Below are 20337 nucleotides of genomic sequence, written 5' to 3'. Positions count from 1 at the left end.
CCCAATCCACTAACATTACTGATCGTTAACGTAGGACTCGTAAAGCTGCCTCCATAAATAGCTCCACCGGAAATCGGAGTCCCGTTCAAAAACCATTGATAACCTAAACTCGTCCCGCTGGCCACTACGCTGAAAGAAGTACCCGAGCCACTGCATACACTCTTGGAAGAAGGGAAAGATGTGATCACTGGATTTGAAACCACCGTTACCACAGCTGCACTGCCCAGACTCGTTGCCAGACACGGGCCACTCGTACCCAGGTCTGCAACACGGGTAACACTGTAACTCGTCGTACTGCCGGGGCTCACTGAGACAGTAGCGCCATTGGCAATGGAACTCAGACTGAACGTATTCGTCCCGTCACTATAATCTACATCGTAAGGACCCGTGCCCGTCAAAGAAAACGNCACCGTTACCACAGCTGCACTGCCCAGACTCGTTGCCAGACACGGGCCACTCGTACCCAGGTCTGCAACACGGGTAACACTGTAACTCGTCGTACTGCCGGGGCTCACTGAGACCGTAGCGCCATTGGCAATGGAACTCAGACTGAACGTATTCGTCCCGTCACTATAATCTACATCGTAAGGACCCGTGCCCGTCAAAGAAAACGTAAGTGTGGTACTACTCCCTTCGCAGATACTCGCACTACCACTCACATNGCAACACGGGTAACACTGTAACTCGTCGTACTGCCGGGACTCACTGAGACCGTAGCGCCATTGGCAATAGAACTCAGACTGAACGTATTCGTCCCGTCACTATAATCTACATCGTAAGGACCCGTGCCCGTCAAAGAAAACGTAAGTGTGGCACTACTCCCTTCGCAGATACTCGCACTACCACTCACATCTCCTGTAGGTAACACCTCTTCCGTTAGCGTCGCAGCTGGAGTAGCCACTAAAGCACAGCCTGGGGCCGTCTGCTCCGTAACCACCACAGAATAGTTCGATCCACCCAATCCACTAACATTACTGATCGTTAACGTAGGACTCGTAAAGCTGCCTCCATAAATAGCTCCGCCGGAAATCGGAGTCCCGTTCAAAAACCATTGATAACCTAAACTCGTCCCGCTGGCCACTACGCTGAAAGAAGTACCCGAGCCACTGCACACACTCTTGGAAGAAGGGAAAGACGTGATCACTGGATTTGAAACCACCGTTACCATCGGCGTGCCGGATACAGAGGCCGCCGCACACCCATCATTATCTACAGCACTGATCAGATTATAAGTTGTAGTGGATGACGGGCTCACGATTATATTACTTCCACTTGAGTAAGATGATATTAATCCCACTCCGTTATCTATTTGTAAGGTATAAGGAGCTGTCCCTCCACTTAAATTGACTGACAGATTTGCATTATCACCTTCACAAATGCTGGAGACACCGGACAGTACTGCAGATGTAATTAAACTACTGGACAATGTACCATGATTAATACCCATATTCGCCGCATCGGATGTCCCTGTTGCCAATATATTGGAAGCAGCGGTAGCAGCAGTTGTAGCTGTTACCTGTAACCCTGTTATAGTAATAGCATCTACTGACCCTCCAGTTGCATGAGTAAATGTTATCGTAAATTGAGATGTTCCCCGTGTAAATGCTATGGCACTAACGTCTGTTCCGGAAGAAGTAAAGGCAGAGCCTGTTGTGGCAACAAACTCAAAGTTTGCAGGGGCATTTAATATGTAGGTAAATGAACCTGGTGTCGAGCTAAAGTCATCATTTAAAATCTCAGTTACCGTTATATCATCTAACGTAACAGCAGCCCCATTAACACATAGTTTTTTAGCGCCTGATGCAGTAACATTCTGAGCCCAAACATTTGCAGAGAAAAAGGCAACACCTGATAGTATTAGGAGAACCACTAAAAAGGTTTTGTTCTTCAGAATCATACAGTAGGTACTTAGCATCACTTAATCCTATCCGGCTAATTTATTTATGAGACTTTATAATATAATGTAACCAATTGAAAATTAAAACTTAAGGTCTTAATAACCCTTGAGAGTTCGTCTTAATTAAACTCATTTTCGTTTGACTTTCCAGTCTAACCGTTCCAATTATCACTATTGAACCATCCGATAGCTGTAATATTGAGCCTGCAAAATCATCATCCGTATTTCCGAATGTACGATTCCATTCTAAAATACCATTAAAGGTTATTTTAGATAAGGAAATTTCAGAAGCATTGTTCACTATTTCATTACCAAGTACAAAGAACCCTCCTCTTAATTGATCTTCAATCATCGAAATGACAGATATATTATTTTCAAGGGTAATTAATCCACTATTTATAATATCATCATTATTCCCCAAGGTTGCAAAAAAAGCATTCATGCTTCCATTAGACCCCTCTGCGGTACCTGCCAGTACAAAACCCTGATTAACCGTAGGGGTAATAGAAGCACTTATTTCCCGGGTTTGGGGGTTCCCTAACCACTGAAAAGGTGAGGCAGAGTTGGCTACTCCATTTGAACCCGCCGGAAATACAAACATGTTAAATTCCGGAGGGTTCGTGCTCCCTGTAGGTATGCGATCCGTGGTACCAAAAAAAAGAAATGTTCCATCTATCTTTTGAACCAATGCCGTTCCACGATCCACACCTGAAAATCCAGAAACTTTTCTCCATTGAGCTGGGTCTAACACCGAGAAAGATGATGTGACCCGCACAGAGAGGATATCCTCGAAATCTGTGTCAGGGCTGTACGCCGGTTTGCTAACATCCACATTGGTTGTCAAACCTGTAATGATATAGTCCCCGTCAGAGGTAATGAGCAAATCATTTGCAACCTCGTTAAAAGCAGGTTCGCCAAAAATAAGACTGTCTAGTTTGAGACCTTCCAATGACACTTTATAAAACATTATGTCTTTGTTCCCGCCATTGTCTTCTACTGTAGTTGCCAGTACCACATCGTTATTGTTATCCAGTTCTACATCTACAACATCAATAGACAGATCATTCCCATATACATTAGACCACAGTTCATTGCCTAGCTCATCCGTACGAACTATAAATATGCCGGAATTACCGTTAAGCTTTCTTGTATTACCCACCAGAACAAACCCATTATCGGTCGCCACCATGTCAACCCCCGTCTGGTTACCGTCTCCTCCATAAAACTTAACAAAGAGGTCTTCAAAGCGTGGATCTGTATTACTTTTATTATCACAGGTCACCAGCAAAGTGATCATTAACAATCCAAATAGCAACAATACGCAGGTATGGTATATTGGCTTTAAAGAACTCATTTAAACAATCTTTTTAAGTTGAGTCCTCTTTTTTCGGAAATCTTACGTGGTTTGTATAGAGGCTTAACATAGCCAAAGCTAAGTGCGAAGCTATTCAACCTTTTATCATCATCCACGATCGCATATCTATACAAAAGAACGTCATTTCCATATTGATTATTAATATCTATCATGTTTGTCATTCCATATTCATAGCGTAGATCTACGAAGATGTAGTTATATCCAAAGCGATAGTTAATACCAATTCCGGCAATCAATGACGCAGTAATCTTTTTTCTTTGATCAAGCAAGTCTTCACGAGGGCCCGTAACCGGAAACTCCAAAAGACTTTCATCATCAGAAGTCGCCTTATCAATCAAGTTAACATCGGCTGAAGCCTCTAATAATCGATTCGGGTTTATACCTAAATAAACAAAAGGATACATTTTGCCCCATGTAGTTCTGTATTTAACAAAAACAGGAATGTTTATTGTTCTTTGTACTTCTTCAAAAGTTTGTTCATCGAACTCAAACAATGTATTCGAGTAAGCATATTTCCTACTTACCAGATCAAATTCAACTCCCAGGCTAAAATGATTAGACATATTCCACTCGGTACCAACACCAATATGAAAACCAAATTTGTATGAATACGCTTCATTTGAGGCCGATGTATTGTCAACTCCAAAATTTTGGAAAGGACTGGCTTTGGAAGCATTTATACCAATTTTACCAAACAACACAAAAACAGGGGTAGTTTTAAACTTCTGACTTAAATAGATCATTTCTACGGGATCATTTTCGGGATCAACGGTATATTCCGGGTCCAGCTTCAGCAACTTTAAATAACTATCTTCAGCACTAATGGGGTCATCTATAAACAGATATGTCCTGGCTAGTAACCAATAAGCTTGTATCTTTTCAGTTTTGTTAAAACCATTATCCAGACATGGCTTAAGCAATGCGGGTATGCCATACAAATGGCCTTCTGTGAAATTTTGTCTTGCAGTGTTTAACGTTTCCACACAACCAGGTTGTTGCGCAAAAGACCGGCCTGTGCCAAGTATCAAGATTATTAACGAAAGATTAAAAAATGCAACTCTCAAGGTCAATAATCATTCAAAAGAAGGTTGACACATGTATTATTAAAGGGGATATCGTTGGCAACGTAGATCTTCCATTCTTCCTGGCTCATATTTCTCTTCAACTTATTACATATCTTATTTGCCATTAATGCAGGATCTGTAGCCCATGTTCTTATTTCACCATCGGCACAAGCGGCTACCAGATAATCTGAATCGGGGCTGAACGCAATATCCCAAATATAAGCGTCATTATCAGTCATTTCAATAGGAAGTTCGTCCAGTTCATCCATTGCCCACATTTGAATGGTACCATCAAAGCTTCCGGCAGCAATAAGCCCCCCATTTGGACTAAATTCAAGATCACTAACTCTGCCTTTATGGGCTTTGTATTCTCTAATCACCTTTCTTTCTTTAATATCCATTAATTTAATGATCCCACGTTCATCTCCTGTGGCAATAAGATCACCATTTTTACTAAATGCAACAGCATGTATAGGATTGCCGGGAGATTCCAGCAATACTTGCTCAGAGTAATCAGAAAGTGAAATCAACACTGCCGCCCCACTCAACGAACCTCCCAACATATAATCAGCTTTAGGACTGACCGATAATGCTTTAAATTCAAACGTTGAGTTTCTAATTAACTCACTGGTCATAGTATTCAAATCTGTAATTCTCACCTGCCGGTCACCTCCGACGGAAATAACTTTATTCTGCCTTGGAATGAATTCTATGTCATTAATGTAAGATAAATGGCCACTGATCTGTTGAGGTTCCGTACCGTTTATAATATCAAAGACCTGGAGGTAGGAAGAGTCACTTGCATTCACTAACCATTTTTCGTCATGACTTAATTTCAATACTCTGTTTTGATGCTTATTAGCATATATGAATATGCTTTCTCCTCCATTGAGCGATGATTTTACAATTTTACCCTCAGCACCCGTAGTGTAAAATGTAGTCGATGACTTCCCAAATACAACAGAGCGTATAGAATTACGATGGAGTCCACCTATCGTGTTATAAGTTTTTCCATCAATACTGGCCATAGCATCGTAAAGACTATTATAAATATATGGATCAAATACTCTGCCATCATATTCTTTATTAAATACATAAGCCTGTTTGGACAATACTCCCTTTAAATCCTGATCTTCAATTCCTAGCGATTTAACTGACATAGACTGCGCCACAGACTGGTATAACAACTTCTGTGCTCTGTTATAATTGGTTTCAGCCCGTCTGAATTCTGTCTCTGCCAGAATTGTTTGCTCTTGCGCTTCAGTTCTTTTTTCTTCAGCTATTAATGTTTGTGTCTTGGCGATCTGAACATTTTTTACGGCAATTTGTCGCTGTATTTCGGCTTGTTCAAGTGCCTCCCGAGCTATTTGCTCATTTTCCTCGGCTTTTCTCTGGGCTATTTCTGCTATTTCTTTTTGCTGCTCAGCAATCTCTTTTTGGTAAGTAGCTTCATCTCGTTGTGTCTGTGCTTCTATGCTTTCCGCCTCTGCAATGCTTCTTTGCCTATTTGCTTCCAACCACTGTGAGTACCCACCTATAAGAAATAGAACAGCAATAACAGCCGCAAAACCTAAAATTAGGGCTACCACTTTTGTACGGCGTAATAATCGCCGTTGAAGCATTTCCTGGTTCTTTTGCTCCGCAGCGTAAGTAATCCGACTGGTATCCAGAAATACGATAGCTCTTTCATATGCTTCATCGTATCGCTTGGCCCAGGCGCGGGTTGGTTTTTGTTTCTTTTGCCAGTTCAACGCCAGCTGTAGGTCAGGTGGACGCCATAATCCTGTTCGGCCTACCTGATACATGGCAGCTGCATCGGACAGTCTACGATACATTTGGGCAGATTCATGCTCTTCATCCACCCAGATTTTCAGACGTGTCCATATGCGCATAAAACTTTCATGCGCTATTTCAATCTGAGATTCACTATCTAACTCAACCATGGATGGTGGCATCAAAAATGACCTTCCTGGCTGCCTGAAAGCTTCTACTACCTCTATCACTTCCTCTTCAGTTACCTCCGCCAGTTGAGCCACTAACCCTATAGAAACCGCGCGTCGAATTCCCAGTGGGTCTAAACCTTTCTCGGTAAGAGACTTGAAAAGTATTTCAGCAATTTCTTTTTGATTAGAAGTCAGCTCATTGTATGCCTCATCTGCATGAAGAGATAATGCTTCCGATATTTTACCCACCGCATTATAGTGCCTGATGTCAATCGGTTCATCCCGCTCTCTAAACTGAATCCAATAATCCCATGTACGCATGAGTGCATGCTGCAGTATAGGTAATTGATCCTGATTGTTATCAATCTCATTCAGGAGTTGTTTTACCAATCGCTGAGATATAACACCACCACCGACTGATACCGGTCCTTCGATGACCATTCTCTTTTGTCGCCGGGTCATTTGAGGTACCAGGTAATTGCTCATGTTAACCTTGTCAGTAAGTCCGGAAAACCTGGCACACTCACCAATATAATCCGACCGCATGGTAATGGCTATATAAATATCGCTATCCGGCTGATTACAAGCTTCTACTATCAAATTGACAAAGGCACTGGCATCGTCAACTATTGATGCTGATTTTTTTTCTTCTAAGCCAAATATCTCCTCGAACTGATCAATCAAGAGTAATGTATTGGTCCGTACTCCTTGCTTTTCAGCTCTGCTATTGACTGCCTCCAATAAACCATAAGGATTGCTCCTTAGCATGGCAGTCATAATATTTTTGTTAATACGCTGTTCGTCAGGAGATTTATGTGTATGTTCCGGATCAATTTTAAGAACAGATTCAGCCAGATTTTCTATAGGAGCAGCACCCGGTCGTGTAACCAAAATGTTCCAATTAGGGCCTGCATTAGTCATAAAGCCACCATGAAGAACAGGTATAAGCCCACAGTACATTAATGAAGATTTACCACTACCTGAGTAGCCCATGATGGCTACAAATCTATTTTCAGCCAGTTTAACAAGAACTTCATCTACACGTCGCTCTCTTCCAAAAAACAAATGGCATTCTTCAATGGAAAACGGCCTAAGGCCAGGAAATGGATTAAATATGGGTCGAATTGAAGCTAATACAGATTCATCCGGATCTTTATCTTCCAGAGCGCCTTTATCTGAATTCAAATCGTATTCTAGCATTGCGCTAAGCTGAAAACATGTAAAAAAAACATTATAGCCAGAGGAAAAAACACCTTAAAGTCTTTAAAATAAAGACTTTGCGATTAAAAATACAACAATGATCATTTATAATAATTATATCTTGCCACATTAAACAAATTCCACCATTTTTCTAGCGAGATCCACATTATCCGACAATAATTCATAGAAGTTGTCTTTCGTTATTTTCAATAACGCTGTATCCTCTACAGCCATAATTGAACTATTTTTAGATTCTGCAGTTTGGATAATCTCCCCTATAAATTCACCGCTGGAGATCCCGCTTTCCATTTTCCTATTCACCAAAATCTTCACGGAGCCTTTGTAAACAATATAAAAATTATTGTTCTGTGATTCACTGATATTCAGAATATCTCCTTCTTTTAGAAAGATCTCCTCTGTAATATCTACTAAATGCGCCAGGGTGAGGCCAAATACATTTTTGAATATCTTAATCTCCTTCAGGAATACTACCTTGTCAAACCTGAGACCTGAAGTTTTTTTTGAATGACTATGGATAATTATTTCGTCTAAGCGCTTTTTCTCTATGGGCTCTATCCGAAGCGTATGTTCTTCATAAGCTTCAGTATCCATTTTATATAACGACCATGCAGCCATTTCACGAATTAATGGATCCGGATTAAAAATATTTGCAATGAGATCAAAATAGAACTCTCTTATTTCCAATAGTCCAATTTGATAAATGATGCAGGTCTTAGTCCATCTGTTGGTCTGTGAAAAGTCACGGTTCAACAAATATTTAAGCACCATTTTCTCATTAAGGCTTTCACGAGGGTAGAGCAATTCCAGTTTTTTAGCCTTTTCTGCATAAGAAAGATCATCCAACACTGGTATTATCCTTTGTTTCAAATCTTCTGAAAGAAACACATCCAGTAACTCGAGTGCATAAGTAATACCCTCGTTTGTTCTACTTTCTATATTTTCTTTTACCAACTGGATGGATTGCGAATCATATAACATGGAAAGAAGCATATATATGTGATCTACGTCATAGTCGATCTCCTCTTTCAGTGCTTCTCTTATATTTGTCCCAAAATGTTCTATACTTACTTCATTTATGGCAGCCATATTCCATGCTATATCTTCAATATCTGATTCAATAGCATATTTGATACGGGGTATCTGGTTAATTCCAGCCTTAAAGCCAGCATTCCCTAAAGCCAATAGTACCTGGGACATCATAACCTTATCAGGATAATCAATTTTATTCCAAAGCTGTGCCTTGGCCTTATTACCTCTTATTCTCCCCATGATCTGCACAATCTTTTGCATGGTCACAGGATTTTGACCTGATAGGTAGAAGGCGGATTCGAGTGCTGAAAGTGCTTTTCCCCCAACTAATGTAAGGACGTTAGCGGCGGGGACACTGTAAATTGGATTGGGCAAATTGCGAATAAGTGCATGAAGTATCTCATTGTTATATCTCTTTTGAGATGTTTTTATAGCTGCTAATCTGACTTTTGGGTTTACATCATGCAGGAGTTCAATTAAAAAAGAAATATTCTCTTTTTCCTCCGTATTAGCTAATAGCTCTGCCGCGTATTGCCTGTCTTCCCAATTTACCGATTTGGCAAGTTTCGAAACCCTGCTGTTCGCAATATCTCCTGACTGGATCAAATCAAGGATCTCCATACCGCTGAGTACTTGCTTTTGTGCACTTGGTTTATCATTCAATGAAATAACGTAACGGTCTGAGACATCCATACCCTTTATTTCACTCATTTTGTTCTGCGCAAAATCTCTTATCTCAGGGCTATCATGCCCCATCATTCTGTTAATAGAATTAGGCAGTAACTGCGGGTCTATTTTTTCCAGTAGTTTAAATGAAAAAACTACTTTACTTAATCTGGCATCAGTCAAGGACTCCGACAGTTCATCTGTAAGTTTTTGTGTTATGCTTTGTTGTTCTTCATCACTGTTTGTACGTTGCTGTTCGAGCTTGATTTTGATCTTAGTCCTATATCCGTTATGCAATTGACCAATGACAAAGAAATACCCAATAATCACAACCACAAGAAAATAAGAATAGTGTATCAGTTCAAAAAATGTGAGGTATGACAAACCTAATATCAACACACCCGCTATCAGTCTGGCAACTTCATTGACAACGCCTTCCACTTTCGTCTGAATATTAAACCTGATCCTATTATCCAAAGGCATAAAATACAATTTGAATGTAGGGTTCTCCAGTGAATCTCTAAGTGAAAAATTGAACAATCGGCTAACAGCAATCAGTAGAAAAAACCATATAAAAGAGGATTGATCGCTTGTCGTATAACCAAACAGATTACCTGCTACTATTGCACCTACAGTAAACAACATTAAAATAACAGGCAGGATAGTCAATGTAACCTTCAGGCCATATTCGCTTATAATCTTATCATTCACGAAGGTCTGCATCAATAACCCCAGAATGAGGATTGCCAGCGTAAAAAAAGACAAAAAATTCCTTAAGTCATCTTCATCAGGGTATTGACTGGCCACTACATTTTGAAATGAAAATTGCACGAACGTGAACGCTATCATTGAGAAAATGAGGAAGATAGACATCAATTTTACATACTTATCTTTGGTAAGTGCTCTGGCGCTGGTATCGGCCACCTTTCCCTGGACATTGGAAATCTCTGCTTTCGAAAGGTCAAAGTTTGAACTGATAAACAGCAAAAAGATGGAAGAAATCAACAGACTAACCCCGGAGATCAAAAAATAATCTGCCGTATCAGGTATTAGCTTCCCAAGAAATGGAATGGTGAGCGAGGCCAATATAGCGGCAGATAGCTGACCTATATCAATTCCCCCTATTATTCTTTTAGATTGCCGTAAGTCAAATAGCCTTCCAAATATTCCCCAAAAGCCTAACAAACAAACTGCCATTATAGGGCCTGTCAGTGCAAACATTATGAAAATCATATAGTCCTGCACTCCCGGGCTGCCTTTTTCAAAAATAATATACATTGCAAATGTAGCAGCACAGATAAGCAGAAGATTGCCTAATGTAAGTTTACTAAAGGTTATTCGATTTTGTAAGTATGAAAAAAGAGCTGTTGTCAATATTCCCAGAATACCTGAAAACAATATGGCTTCTTTCAGATAGTGCTCCATCCGATTTAAAAAAAGAGTTTCAGCACTTATCTGGTATGTGGCCAGAAATATACCCATGAAAAAACCCTTTCCCAGAAGTAGCAGAACCTGATGCTCTTCCTTAGGACGTACGTTAAGGGCTGCGAATAATGCTTTAAGCATTTATGATAAGTTTAAAAAAACATAGCTCAATGTAGATAATAATGGTAAATATAACAAGAACGAACGATCTGCAAATCAGCATTTTAACATGATCTAAATCACTATATAAACGTATACCGCTCGTACAGAATATATATAAAAGCTTAAAATAACAATAAAAACTCAGGCAAATAGATTGTCGCCTTTGTTTCCACTTGTTGATTCAATTGGCAACTTGGTATGATACTTTTTAGGTTCTCCTTCTTTCTTACTGGCTACATATGTATAATGATACTCAGTAAGCTGAATATTTTGTTCATCACTTTCATCTGATGGATCATCCGGTTTACCCGAATTTTTAAAATAAACAGCACAAAATATACCGGCAATAGCCCCCATGAGATGCGATTCCCATGAAATGTGTTTTTCCCCGGGAAGTATTCCAGCAAAAAAAGACCCTCCGTATAGAACAAGTATCATAAAGGAAATAGATAGAGTAGCTCTGTCTCTTCTCAAAAACCCACTGAATAGTAGAAAAGTGAGCATACCATATACGAGACCACTGGCTCCAATATGGTAAGCGTCACGCGCTGCTATCCAGACCCAAAAGCCTGTCATAGTATAAATCATCACTATTACCCATGAAGCAATTTTATCATAAAAGTAAAAGACGGCAATACCCAGAATCAAAAGAGGAAACGTATTAGATAATAAATGGAATATGTCACCATGTATTAAAGGAGCTGTAAAAATGCCAATTGATCCCTTTAATGTGCGCGGTAAAATACCGTAACCGCTAAGATCAATACTAAATCCATATTCTATGATCTTAATTGACCATATCAGCGCTACAAAGGTTAGTGTGATGTAAAGCCCTGATTTTAGCTTTTTCCCCTCTCCCATCCGAACATATGCCTAACGTTTCATTAGCTCTTCACTTTCAATCTGAAAAGAATAAGCAGTAGTATCTAACTCAAGAGTATCATTATTGTATCGTTCTACAAAACTTTCAATAACTCCAGAATCTATTTCCCCGACATTTAGTGCTACATCCAATCCTATACCAAAATCCAGATTAGCATCTAAAGCGACGTGTTCATGTACTTTAATTTCATCTTCCGCCTCTAACTCCATAATGACTTCTGCCATAAAAAGGCCTATTTCTTCTTCCAGGTTATCCAGTGCTGCAAGATCACCATTTTCATCTTCCTCATATTTTATTTTCTTAAATTCAGGAAAATGCTTGGCCGCTCTATGTTCTGCCACCTCATACATTTCACTTGTATGGTGCAATCGAAGAGTGTAAATAACCGTATCATAGACCACTTCCTTACCCTCATATATTCCAATGAAGAAAAAGTTTACATACTCTTCAGAATTATCTTCGGAATCGATTATCAAATAACTCTTTCCAGTTGCTTCTATTTTGTCCTTATATTCTTGGATGACCTTTGGGTCAAAACCTCCATTTGTTGTCTTCATCGCTTTATAGAGAAGAGTTAATAATAACTGAATTTATAATAAATTGACTTTATTCACAAGCTGAAAACCAATGAATAACTGACATAAAAATGATTTAAGTGTTACTAGTGTGATTTTTTCCAACCTTTGCAAAACATCACCATACTCCATACATACCACTGGCCTTTAACTTTATATAAAAAAATAAAGTTATAATTATCAAAAAAACGACTTCTTGGTAGGAATTACTTTAAAGAACCGTAACCAACTATTTAAAGTAGGACTTTACGTTAAAGGTCAATACTTTGGCCCAGGTTTCTTCCCTGTAAATGCTATAGTTATTCAACTACATATAACCTAAGCCTGAACAACCGTTCTGTACAATTTATCGTTCTAAAGATATGGATAGATATTCGACTAGGCCCCATTTTTTTCGTACCAGCTTGCATACATAGGATAATTATTCGCGGTTCTTTCAATTACCTCATGCATTTCAGGCCCGGTGTCTTTTACCTTTTTTGCCGGTACTCCGGCATAAATTGAATTCTCTTCTACAACGGTACCCGGCAAGATTATCGCACCTGCCGCTATAACAGATCCCTTTTTTACCAAAGCATGGTCCATAACAATAGCCCCCATACCTATGAGTACATTATCCTCAATAGTGCACCCGTGCACAATAGCGTTGTGTGCGATAGACACATTATTTCCTATCACTGTTTTAGCCTTTTGGTACGTACAGTGTATTATTGCTCCATCTTGAATATTAGTTTTATTTCCTATAGTTATAGAGTGAACATCACCTCTGACTATGCCATTAAACCAGACAGTACATTCATCTCCCATACTAACTTCCCCTACCACTACGGCAGTTTCAGCCAAAAAACAATTCTCTCCGAACACAGGAGTATATCCTCTCACGCTTGTGATTATCGCCATATTTTATATGTTTAAACATTTAAATTCCATAACTTTCTTATTCCAATCTTGTTGTTGTCGTAATATAAAACCAATTTAGCTTTATAAAGCCAACTTAATTAATCAACAATGAAAAAATTAAAATTCTTAATTCCATTTGCTTCTTTGCTCATTTTAGCAGCTTGCGGCCCTAAATCAGAAGGTACTGACGCTGAAGTTTCAGAGGCCAAAGAGGTCGAAGAAGTGTCATCCAGCGCTGCTGAATATGCTATTGACACAGAATCCAGTAAAGTTTCCTGGATAGGAAGTAAACCTGTTGGAAAACATAACGGGTTCATCCCGGTTTCCGGCGGTAGCATTAAGGTAGAAGATGGTGCCATAGTTGGAGGTGTCATAACCATAAGTGTTAATGATATTCATTGCGAAGACCTGGCTGAAGATTCTGTTATGAATGCCAAATTGATAGGACACCTTAAATCACCGGATTTTTTCGCTGCGGAGGAATTTCCTACGGCTGAATTCATAGTAACATCCGTAGAGGAATATTCTGGGGAAGATGTAATAGAAGATAAGGAAGAAATCGAGTACGAATTCAAACCTGCGTCTGCGTCAGAACACATGGTGGAGTCACCCACTCATAAAATTACAGGGAACCTTACTATGCGTGGCACCACATTAAGTGTTTCTTTTCCCGCCAGTGTTTCTATGTCTGATGGAACTATCTCTGCAAAAGCTAAATTCAATATCGACAGGACCCGATGGGGATTAAAATATGGAGAAGAAGCTTCCATTTCTGAAAAGGCAAAAGACAAATTTATTTACAATACAGTGAATGTCGGTTTTGATCTTACTGCTTCATCATCTGCTAGCTAAAACAACTTAATATGACTCTTAAAGGGAATTGAACCATTCGATTCCCTTTTTTTATTCCCCTATTATCCATTGGTATGCACCGAAATGAACAAATTTTCACAATTTCAAAAGTTGAATCATTTGTGGAAAAAGCGCTGATATGGGCAAATCAGTTTTCACATTTCTGTTTTTTTAATTCCAACCAAATAAGCTTTCCTTCCGATCCATTTAAAGACCTGTTAGCTGTCGGCAGTTATCAAGGCCTTTACTTCGATGGATACAATGATTTTGATCGCTTAAAGCAGTCTGTAAATTCTATTCAGGACTGGCTGATAGGGCACTTTTCCTACGATTTAAAAAACCAGGTAGAAGACCTTGCTTCCAGCTGCCCGGACAGAATGCAATTTGAAGACATTGCGTTTTTCCAGCCAAACCACCTGATCTTTTTTAATGGTTCTTCGGTCACTATTCAAACACCTGGTGATCCCCACGCTATTTTTAATGATATCCTTAATTGTCATTATACTCAACAAAGCAGAGAGGAAATATCGTTGACTTGTTCGTTAAATCGTGATGAATACCTTGAACACATAAGAACAATAAAGGAACATATTCTGGAAGGAGATATTTATGAATTGAACTATTGCATTGAGTTCTTTTCTGAGGATGTTTCATTGGACCCTATCAACTTCTTCGTAGATCTAAAAAAATGGTCACCAACACCATTTTCTACTTGTTATAAATGTGATGATCGCTACGCACTTTCTGCAAGTCCCGAGCGATTTATTAAAAAACATCAGGATTCCTTAATCTCTCAACCCATCAAAGGGACAGCAGGCAGGGGAAACTCTTTTGATGAGGATGAGTTTATCAAACAACAGCTGCGGACGGATGAAAAGGAGTTAGCAGAAAATATGATGATCGTCGACCTGGTGCGCAATGATCTGGCCAGAAGCTCTGAACCAGGCTCGGTAAAAGTAGATGAAATGTTCGGGATCTATACTTTCAATCAGGTGCACCAGATGATATCTACGGTTAGTAGTACCTTGCGAGAGAATGTTCACTGTATTGATGCCATAAAAAACGCATTCCCCATGGGTAGCATGACCGGTGCCCCTAAAATTAAGGTTATGCAATTAATTGATTCCTATGAAAAATCACGGCGAGGATTATATTCAGGCAGTATTGGATATATTACTCCTAATGGCGATTTCGATTTCAATGTGGTAATACGTACATTACTTTATAATTCGGGTTTAAAGAGACTGTCATTTCATGTAGGCAGCGCTATTACGTATGATTCCGATCCTGTCAAAGAATATGAAGAATGTATGCTCAAAGCCACGAGTATATCCCAACTACTTACCCTAAATCACTCCTGACATTATGTCACCTAATTGCCAGTTAATGCTTACCTTTGCCGTTTAAAATTATTTAGGCATAGGAATGAATAATCTGATCGAGGACATTGATTTTCTAAAAAAAGAAGAAAAAGAGGCGGAGACTTGCCAAATTGTTAAAATATCTGAGGATAGTAATACTGGAAAGAGTCGTAAGTTATATATCGAAAGCTACGGCTGTCAGATGAACTTCAGTGATAGTGAGATCGTGTCATCCATTATGAATAAAAATGGGTTCGATACTACATCAGAATTAGAGCAAGCTGATGTAATATTTCTCAACACATGCTCTATCAGGGAAAAGGCAGAACAAACGGTGCGGAACAGGCTATCACAATTTAATGCCTTGAAACGCCGTAAGCCTGAATTGATGGTAGGAATATTGGGATGTATGGCCGAACGCCTTAAAAGTCAGCTTTTGGAAGAAGAAAGAATAGTTGACCTGGTAGCAGGCCCTGACGCTTACCGCGACCTGCCCGTATTGGTAAACCAGGTGGATGATGGACAAAAAGCAGTAAATACCTTTTTGTCAAGAGAAGAGACCTATGCAGACATTAGTCCGGTACGATTAAATTCTAACGGAATAACTGCCTTCATTTCCATTATGAGAGGCTGTGATAATATGTGCTCCTTTTGTGTGGTACCTTTCACACGTGGAAGAGAACGGAGCAGAGATCCTCATTCCATCATAGAAGAAGCACAAGACTTATTTAATAAGGGATACAGAGAAGTAACCCTGCTGGGGCAAAATGTAGATTCCTACAAATGGTCGCCTGAGCAGAATAACAAAGCCAAACTTGAAAAATCCGATGTAAGTCATATCGTGAATTTCGCACAGTTGTTGGACAAAGTAGCAAAGGTACATCCTGACTTAAGGGTTCGTTTCTCTACCTCCCACCCTAAAGACATCACCGACGAGGTACTTTATACCATTAAAGAGCATGAGAATATCTGTAATTATATACACCTTCCTGCCCAGAGCGGTAATAGTAGAATCCTCAAAATGATGAATAGAACCTATGATCGTTCATGGTATATAAATCGTGTGGATGCAATACGTACTATCATTGGAGATGACTGTGGTATTTCATCGGATATGATCACAGGGTTTTGTACTGAAACCGAAGAAGAACATCAGGACACCCTGTCACTAATGGATTATGTGAAATACGATTTCTCTTATATGTTTTTTTATAGTGAACGTCCTGGAACATTAGCTGAAAAAAAATACGAAGATGATATTCCCCTGGACATAAAGAAGAGAAGGTTAAGCGAAATTATTTCCCGTCAACAAAAACACTCATTGGAAAGAAACCAAATGGAAGTAGGTAAAATACATCGCGTACTTGTTGAAGGCTTTTCCAAAAGGTCTGAGGCTCAATTGCAGGGAAGAAATTCAGCCAATAAAGTGGTGATATTTCCTAAACGCACGGCAAAGAAAGGGGACTACGTCAACGTACTTGTAGAAGATTGCTCTACAGCAACATTATTTGGTAAAGTAATAGATTAAATGGACGAATCAGGTATTCTGAGTATAAAGCAACGTTTTGGCATCATTGGAAATTCTAATTTGCTTAATCATGCAATCATTGTTGCCACCCAGGTAGCCCCCACTGACATGTCAGTGTTAATAACCGGGGAAAGCGGAAGTGGTAAGGAGTCATTCAGCAAGATTATTCATCATATTAGTCCGCGAAAGCACAGCCAATTTATTGCTATCAACTGCGGGTCCATTCCGGAGGGCACCATCGACTCGGAACTTTTCGGGCATGAAAAAGGGTCTTTCACCGGCGCCCATGAAGCACGCAAAGGTTATTTTGAAGTAACCAATGGAGGAACTATTTTTTTAGATGAAATTGGTGAGATGCCGCTAGGCACCCAGGCCCGCTTACTAAGGGTATTGGAAAATGGAGAATTCATAAAAGTAGGGTCTTCCAAGGTTCAAAGAACAGACGTCCGGGTTGTAGCCGCTACTAATGTAAACCTCATGAAATCCGTGGATGAAGGCAAGTTCAGGGAAGACCTGTATTATCGGTTGAGTACGGTCCCTATCTATGTACCACCATTACGTGATAGAGGAAATGATGTTGAATTGCTCTTCAGAAAATTTGCCGCTGATTTTGCTGAAAAATATAGGGTTAAACCTATCTCCTTAACGGAAGATGCAAAAGGAATTCTTCTAAAATATCGGTTTCCGGGAAACATCCGCCAACTCAAAAATCTGGTTGAACAAATCTCTGTGTTGTCTTCAGATAACAAAGTGGTGGATACGGAAAAGCTATTAGGTTATTTACCTAAAGACCAGAGTCAACTACCTGCTTTGTATAAAGGTTCCGACACTGAAGAAAGTATTTCCGAACGTGACCTGCTTTATAAAGTCCTTTTTGATATGAAAAAAGACATGCATGACTTAAAAAAGTTTGTGTTGGAAGTAATGGAAGGGGATACACCCAATAAAGACATCATCAAAGATCACAGCGCACTCTTTGATGATATGGAAACGGAATTAAGCCCTAGTATAACCCCGGAAGAACCTGTTCTATTGAACATAAACACCGCCACTCCACCACAAGAATATGAAGCAGAAGTTCCTGAAGAAATACAGGATATTGCGCACGAAACACAGGAAGAAGAGCTTTCATTGGAAAAGGTGGAAAAGGAATTTATTTTAAAAGCTTTGAAAAAGAATAATAACAAGCGCAAATACGCAGCGCGTGATCTGGGAATTTCGGAACGAACTTTGTACAGGAAAATAAAACAGTACGAACTTGAAGACTTATAAGGCACTTTTGATGTATGTTTCAATGGCACTTTTATGCCAGGGGTGTGGAATTTATTCATTCACCGGAGTGGCAATTACCGCTGAAACTATTTCTATCCCTAATTTTTATAATGATGCGGACGGCGGACCTCCTGACATGGCACAAATATTCACGAATAAGTTACTCGACTATTACCAGCAAAACACCAATCTTATAAGAGTGGAGGAAGATGGGGAGCTTCAGCTTGAAGGTACTGTGACAAATTACAGACTCACACCTGTAGCACCGTCTGCAGCTCAGAATAATGATCAGATAGATGCCGCTGCTCTAACCCGATTAACCATAACAGTCAGTGTTTCTTATGTAAATACTACCAATGCCGATTTTGATTTTGAAAACAAGACATTTTCATTCTTCGAAGACTTCGATAATAATCAAAACTTAACTTCTATTGAGGCCGAATTAATAGACCGGATATTTGACCAGGTTATTTTAGACATATTCAATGCTACCGTTGCCAATTGGTAAATTTTAATTTACATTGAAATAATTTATATCTTCATAATCAACAAAGCCAAACACAAGTTGAACAAAAACAGGTTTAAACAAGTTGTCAAAGAGTTTCATAATCTAGCCTTAGAAGATAAGGAGAAATTGCATGAGTTGGTAAAGGCTTATCCCTATAGTCAAATCATACATACATTGGTCGCCAAAGCCAATAATGATGCTTCTACCAACATTGCCAGGCAATCACTCAACTATGCTGCGATGTATACAACGGACAGAGCAGTACTCAAAAGCATCATTGAAAGTAAATTGGCAGAAACAAGAACACCTGTCAGTGCTCCTCAAACGGCCGTCCAGGAACATCATGAACCCGAAGTAGAAGGAGCATCTCTCACAAAGGGTACTAAGGTAACCGTAGATGAAGAAGCACTCACTAACAGCACAGATGATTTGGCCAGGCAAGTATGGGCTGATTTAGAGGCTCTAAAAGAAAGTAAGGCTTCTTATTTGAAGTCTACTGACATAAAGGAAACCGAAGCTACCAAAGCCCCGGTAAGAAAAAAGACAACAACTACAAAGAAGTCTGCAACAACAACAAAGGCTGCGCAAACTACTTCTACAAGTAAATCTGTGAAAAAGCCCACGATAGCGGCAAAAAAGGCAACCACTAAATCTAAGGCGACAACCAAACAAAAAAGTCCAGCAGCGGAAAAAACCCGTCCGGTTACCCCTAAAAAAACGAAAACGACTACTTCAACAAGATCAAAACCTAAAGCCAGGGCAGCTTCCGAAAGTACAACTTCGAAAACAACCTCAGGAAAAGGAACTTCTTCCGCTTCATCAAAAACAACAAGAACTAAAAAAACGACAGCTTCAGATTCATCTTCTGCAATACCAAAAAAAAAAACAATCCGCCAAAAAAGTAGAAAGTCTGAAGTCAGGACTCAACAGGAAATCATAGAGAAATTCATTGATAAAGAGCCAAATATCTCCTCTAAGAAGGTGGCAGATGATAATGCGAAACAAGAAGACCTTTCAAAACAGAGCACCTCTTTTGGAGAAGATTTGATATCAGAAAACCTGGCTCAGATATTAATAGGGCAAGGCAAGAATAAAAAAGCCATTGATATTTATAAAAAATTAATTTGGAAGTTTCCTCAAAAAAAGTCTTACTTTGCAGCCTTAATCGAAGATTTGCAAAAATAGAAGGGTACGTTAATGTTTGTATTAATTTTAAGTTTAATCATACTTGCTTCGGTTCTTTTGGTTTTAGTGATTTTAGCACAAAACTCAAAAGGAGGCGGTTTATCAAGTCAGTTTGGTGGTTCAGGAGCTAGTAATATGATCGGTGTCAAAAAAACCGGTGACTTACTGGAGCGTCTCACCTGGGGGCTTATCATAGTTATATTCGCTTTGAGTATGAGTACTAACTTTCTTGGAGAGGCTCAGGGGCCCACAGATGAATTCATCGACCGGGCACAGGAATCTCAGACGGCACCTGCATTGGATTTGGGAGTGGGAAGTGATAATCAAGGAGATGCACCTGTAGATGTTACAACTGAACCTGCCACAGATAATGAAGACAATGGCTTAGTTGATGATCTTTCAAACGAACCCGAAGAGAATTAATTGAGCTAAAAATATAAGACATAAAAAAGCGATTCTGGAATGGGATCGCTTTTTTTATGTCTTTATTA

At 39.5% G+C, this 20337-nt stretch carries 14 protein-coding genes; 7 read left to right on the top strand and 7 right to left on the bottom strand.

What is annotated here, in order from left to right; genetic code table 11:
• Positions 1-1985: 1985 nt before the first annotated feature.
• From FNH22_RS29750 to FNH22_RS29720, 7 genes are all read right to left on the bottom strand, one after another.
• Positions 1986-3251 carry a hypothetical protein gene (locus FNH22_RS29750; RefSeq protein WP_143402175.1) on the bottom strand — a complete coding sequence of 422 codons (1266 nt, stop codon included), beginning with the start codon at positions 3249-3251 and terminating at the stop codon, positions 1986-1988.
• Positions 3248-4255, bottom strand: coding sequence for a porin family protein (locus tag FNH22_RS29745; RefSeq protein ID WP_143402174.1), 1008 nt, complete (start codon positions 4253-4255; stop codon positions 3248-3250). The genes FNH22_RS29750 and FNH22_RS29745 overlap by 4 nt, the downstream gene beginning before the upstream one ends.
• Positions 4256-4338: 83 nt before the next feature.
• Complete coding sequence (locus tag FNH22_RS29740; RefSeq protein ID WP_143402173.1) at positions 4339-7479, bottom strand: High-affnity carbon uptake protein Hat/HatR; 3141 nt, start codon at positions 7477-7479, stop codon at positions 4339-4341.
• 129 nt (positions 7480-7608) lie between these two features.
• Positions 7609-10761 (bottom strand): HEAT repeat domain-containing protein, encoded by a 3153-nt coding sequence (locus FNH22_RS29735; protein ID WP_143402172.1) that lies wholly within the window; start codon positions 10759-10761, stop codon positions 7609-7611.
• 162 nt (positions 10762-10923) lie between these two features.
• Entirely contained in the window at positions 10924-11643 is a 720-nt protein-coding gene (locus FNH22_RS29730; protein ID WP_143402171.1) for a rhomboid family intramembrane serine protease, read from the bottom strand.
• A 12-nt stretch (positions 11644-11655) separates the two neighbouring features.
• A complete protein-coding gene (locus FNH22_RS29725; protein ID WP_143402170.1) occupies positions 11656-12222 on the bottom strand; it encodes a hypothetical protein in 567 nt (188 codons plus the stop codon).
• 396 nt (positions 12223-12618) lie between these two features.
• Positions 12619-13140 carry a gamma carbonic anhydrase family protein gene (locus tag FNH22_RS29720; RefSeq protein WP_143402169.1) on the bottom strand — a complete coding sequence of 174 codons (522 nt, stop codon included), beginning with the start codon at positions 13138-13140 and terminating at the stop codon, positions 12619-12621.
• Positions 13141-13248: 108 nt separating this feature from the next.
• Between FNH22_RS29720 and FNH22_RS29715 the strand changes: the two genes are divergently transcribed.
• The 7 genes from FNH22_RS29715 (at position 13249) to secG (ending at position 20269) form a co-directional block, all read left to right on the top strand.
• Complete coding sequence (locus tag FNH22_RS29715) at positions 13249-13992, top strand: YceI family protein (protein WP_143402168.1); 744 nt, start codon at positions 13249-13251, stop codon at positions 13990-13992.
• Positions 13993-14114: 122 nt separating this feature from the next.
• Positions 14115-15353, top strand: a complete 1239-nt coding sequence (locus tag FNH22_RS29710; RefSeq protein WP_255518187.1) for an anthranilate synthase component I family protein — start codon at positions 14115-14117, stop codon at positions 15351-15353.
• 64 nt (positions 15354-15417) lie between these two features.
• Entirely contained in the window at positions 15418-16881 is a 1464-nt protein-coding gene (gene miaB, locus FNH22_RS29705; RefSeq protein ID WP_143402166.1) for a tRNA (N6-isopentenyl adenosine(37)-C2)-methylthiotransferase MiaB, read from the top strand.
• Entirely contained in the window at positions 16882-18153 is a 1272-nt protein-coding gene (locus FNH22_RS29700; RefSeq protein WP_143402165.1) for a sigma-54-dependent Fis family transcriptional regulator, read from the top strand. It abuts the gene before it with no gap.
• Positions 18140-18661, top strand: a complete 522-nt coding sequence (locus FNH22_RS29695) for an LptE family protein (RefSeq protein ID WP_255518186.1) — start codon at positions 18140-18142, stop codon at positions 18659-18661. The genes FNH22_RS29700 and FNH22_RS29695 overlap by 14 nt, the downstream gene beginning before the upstream one ends.
• A 57-nt stretch (positions 18662-18718) precedes the next feature.
• Positions 18719-19846, top strand: coding sequence for a hypothetical protein (locus FNH22_RS29690; RefSeq protein ID WP_143402164.1), 1128 nt, complete (start codon positions 18719-18721; stop codon positions 19844-19846).
• A 12-nt stretch (positions 19847-19858) separates the two neighbouring features.
• Positions 19859-20269: a preprotein translocase subunit SecG gene (secG, locus tag FNH22_RS29685; protein WP_143402163.1), complete on the top strand. Its 411-nt coding sequence runs from the start codon at positions 19859-19861 to the stop codon at positions 20267-20269.
• The last annotated feature ends 68 nt before the right edge of the window (positions 20270-20337 follow it).

Origin of the sequence: Fulvivirga sp. M361 (assembly GCF_007097395.1) — a bacterium.
Classification (GTDB): Bacteria; Bacteroidota; Bacteroidia; order Cytophagales; family Cyclobacteriaceae; genus Fulvivirga.
The sequence above is the reverse complement of the archived record's forward strand: the minus strand, read 5'-3'. Positions and strand labels throughout refer to the sequence as shown.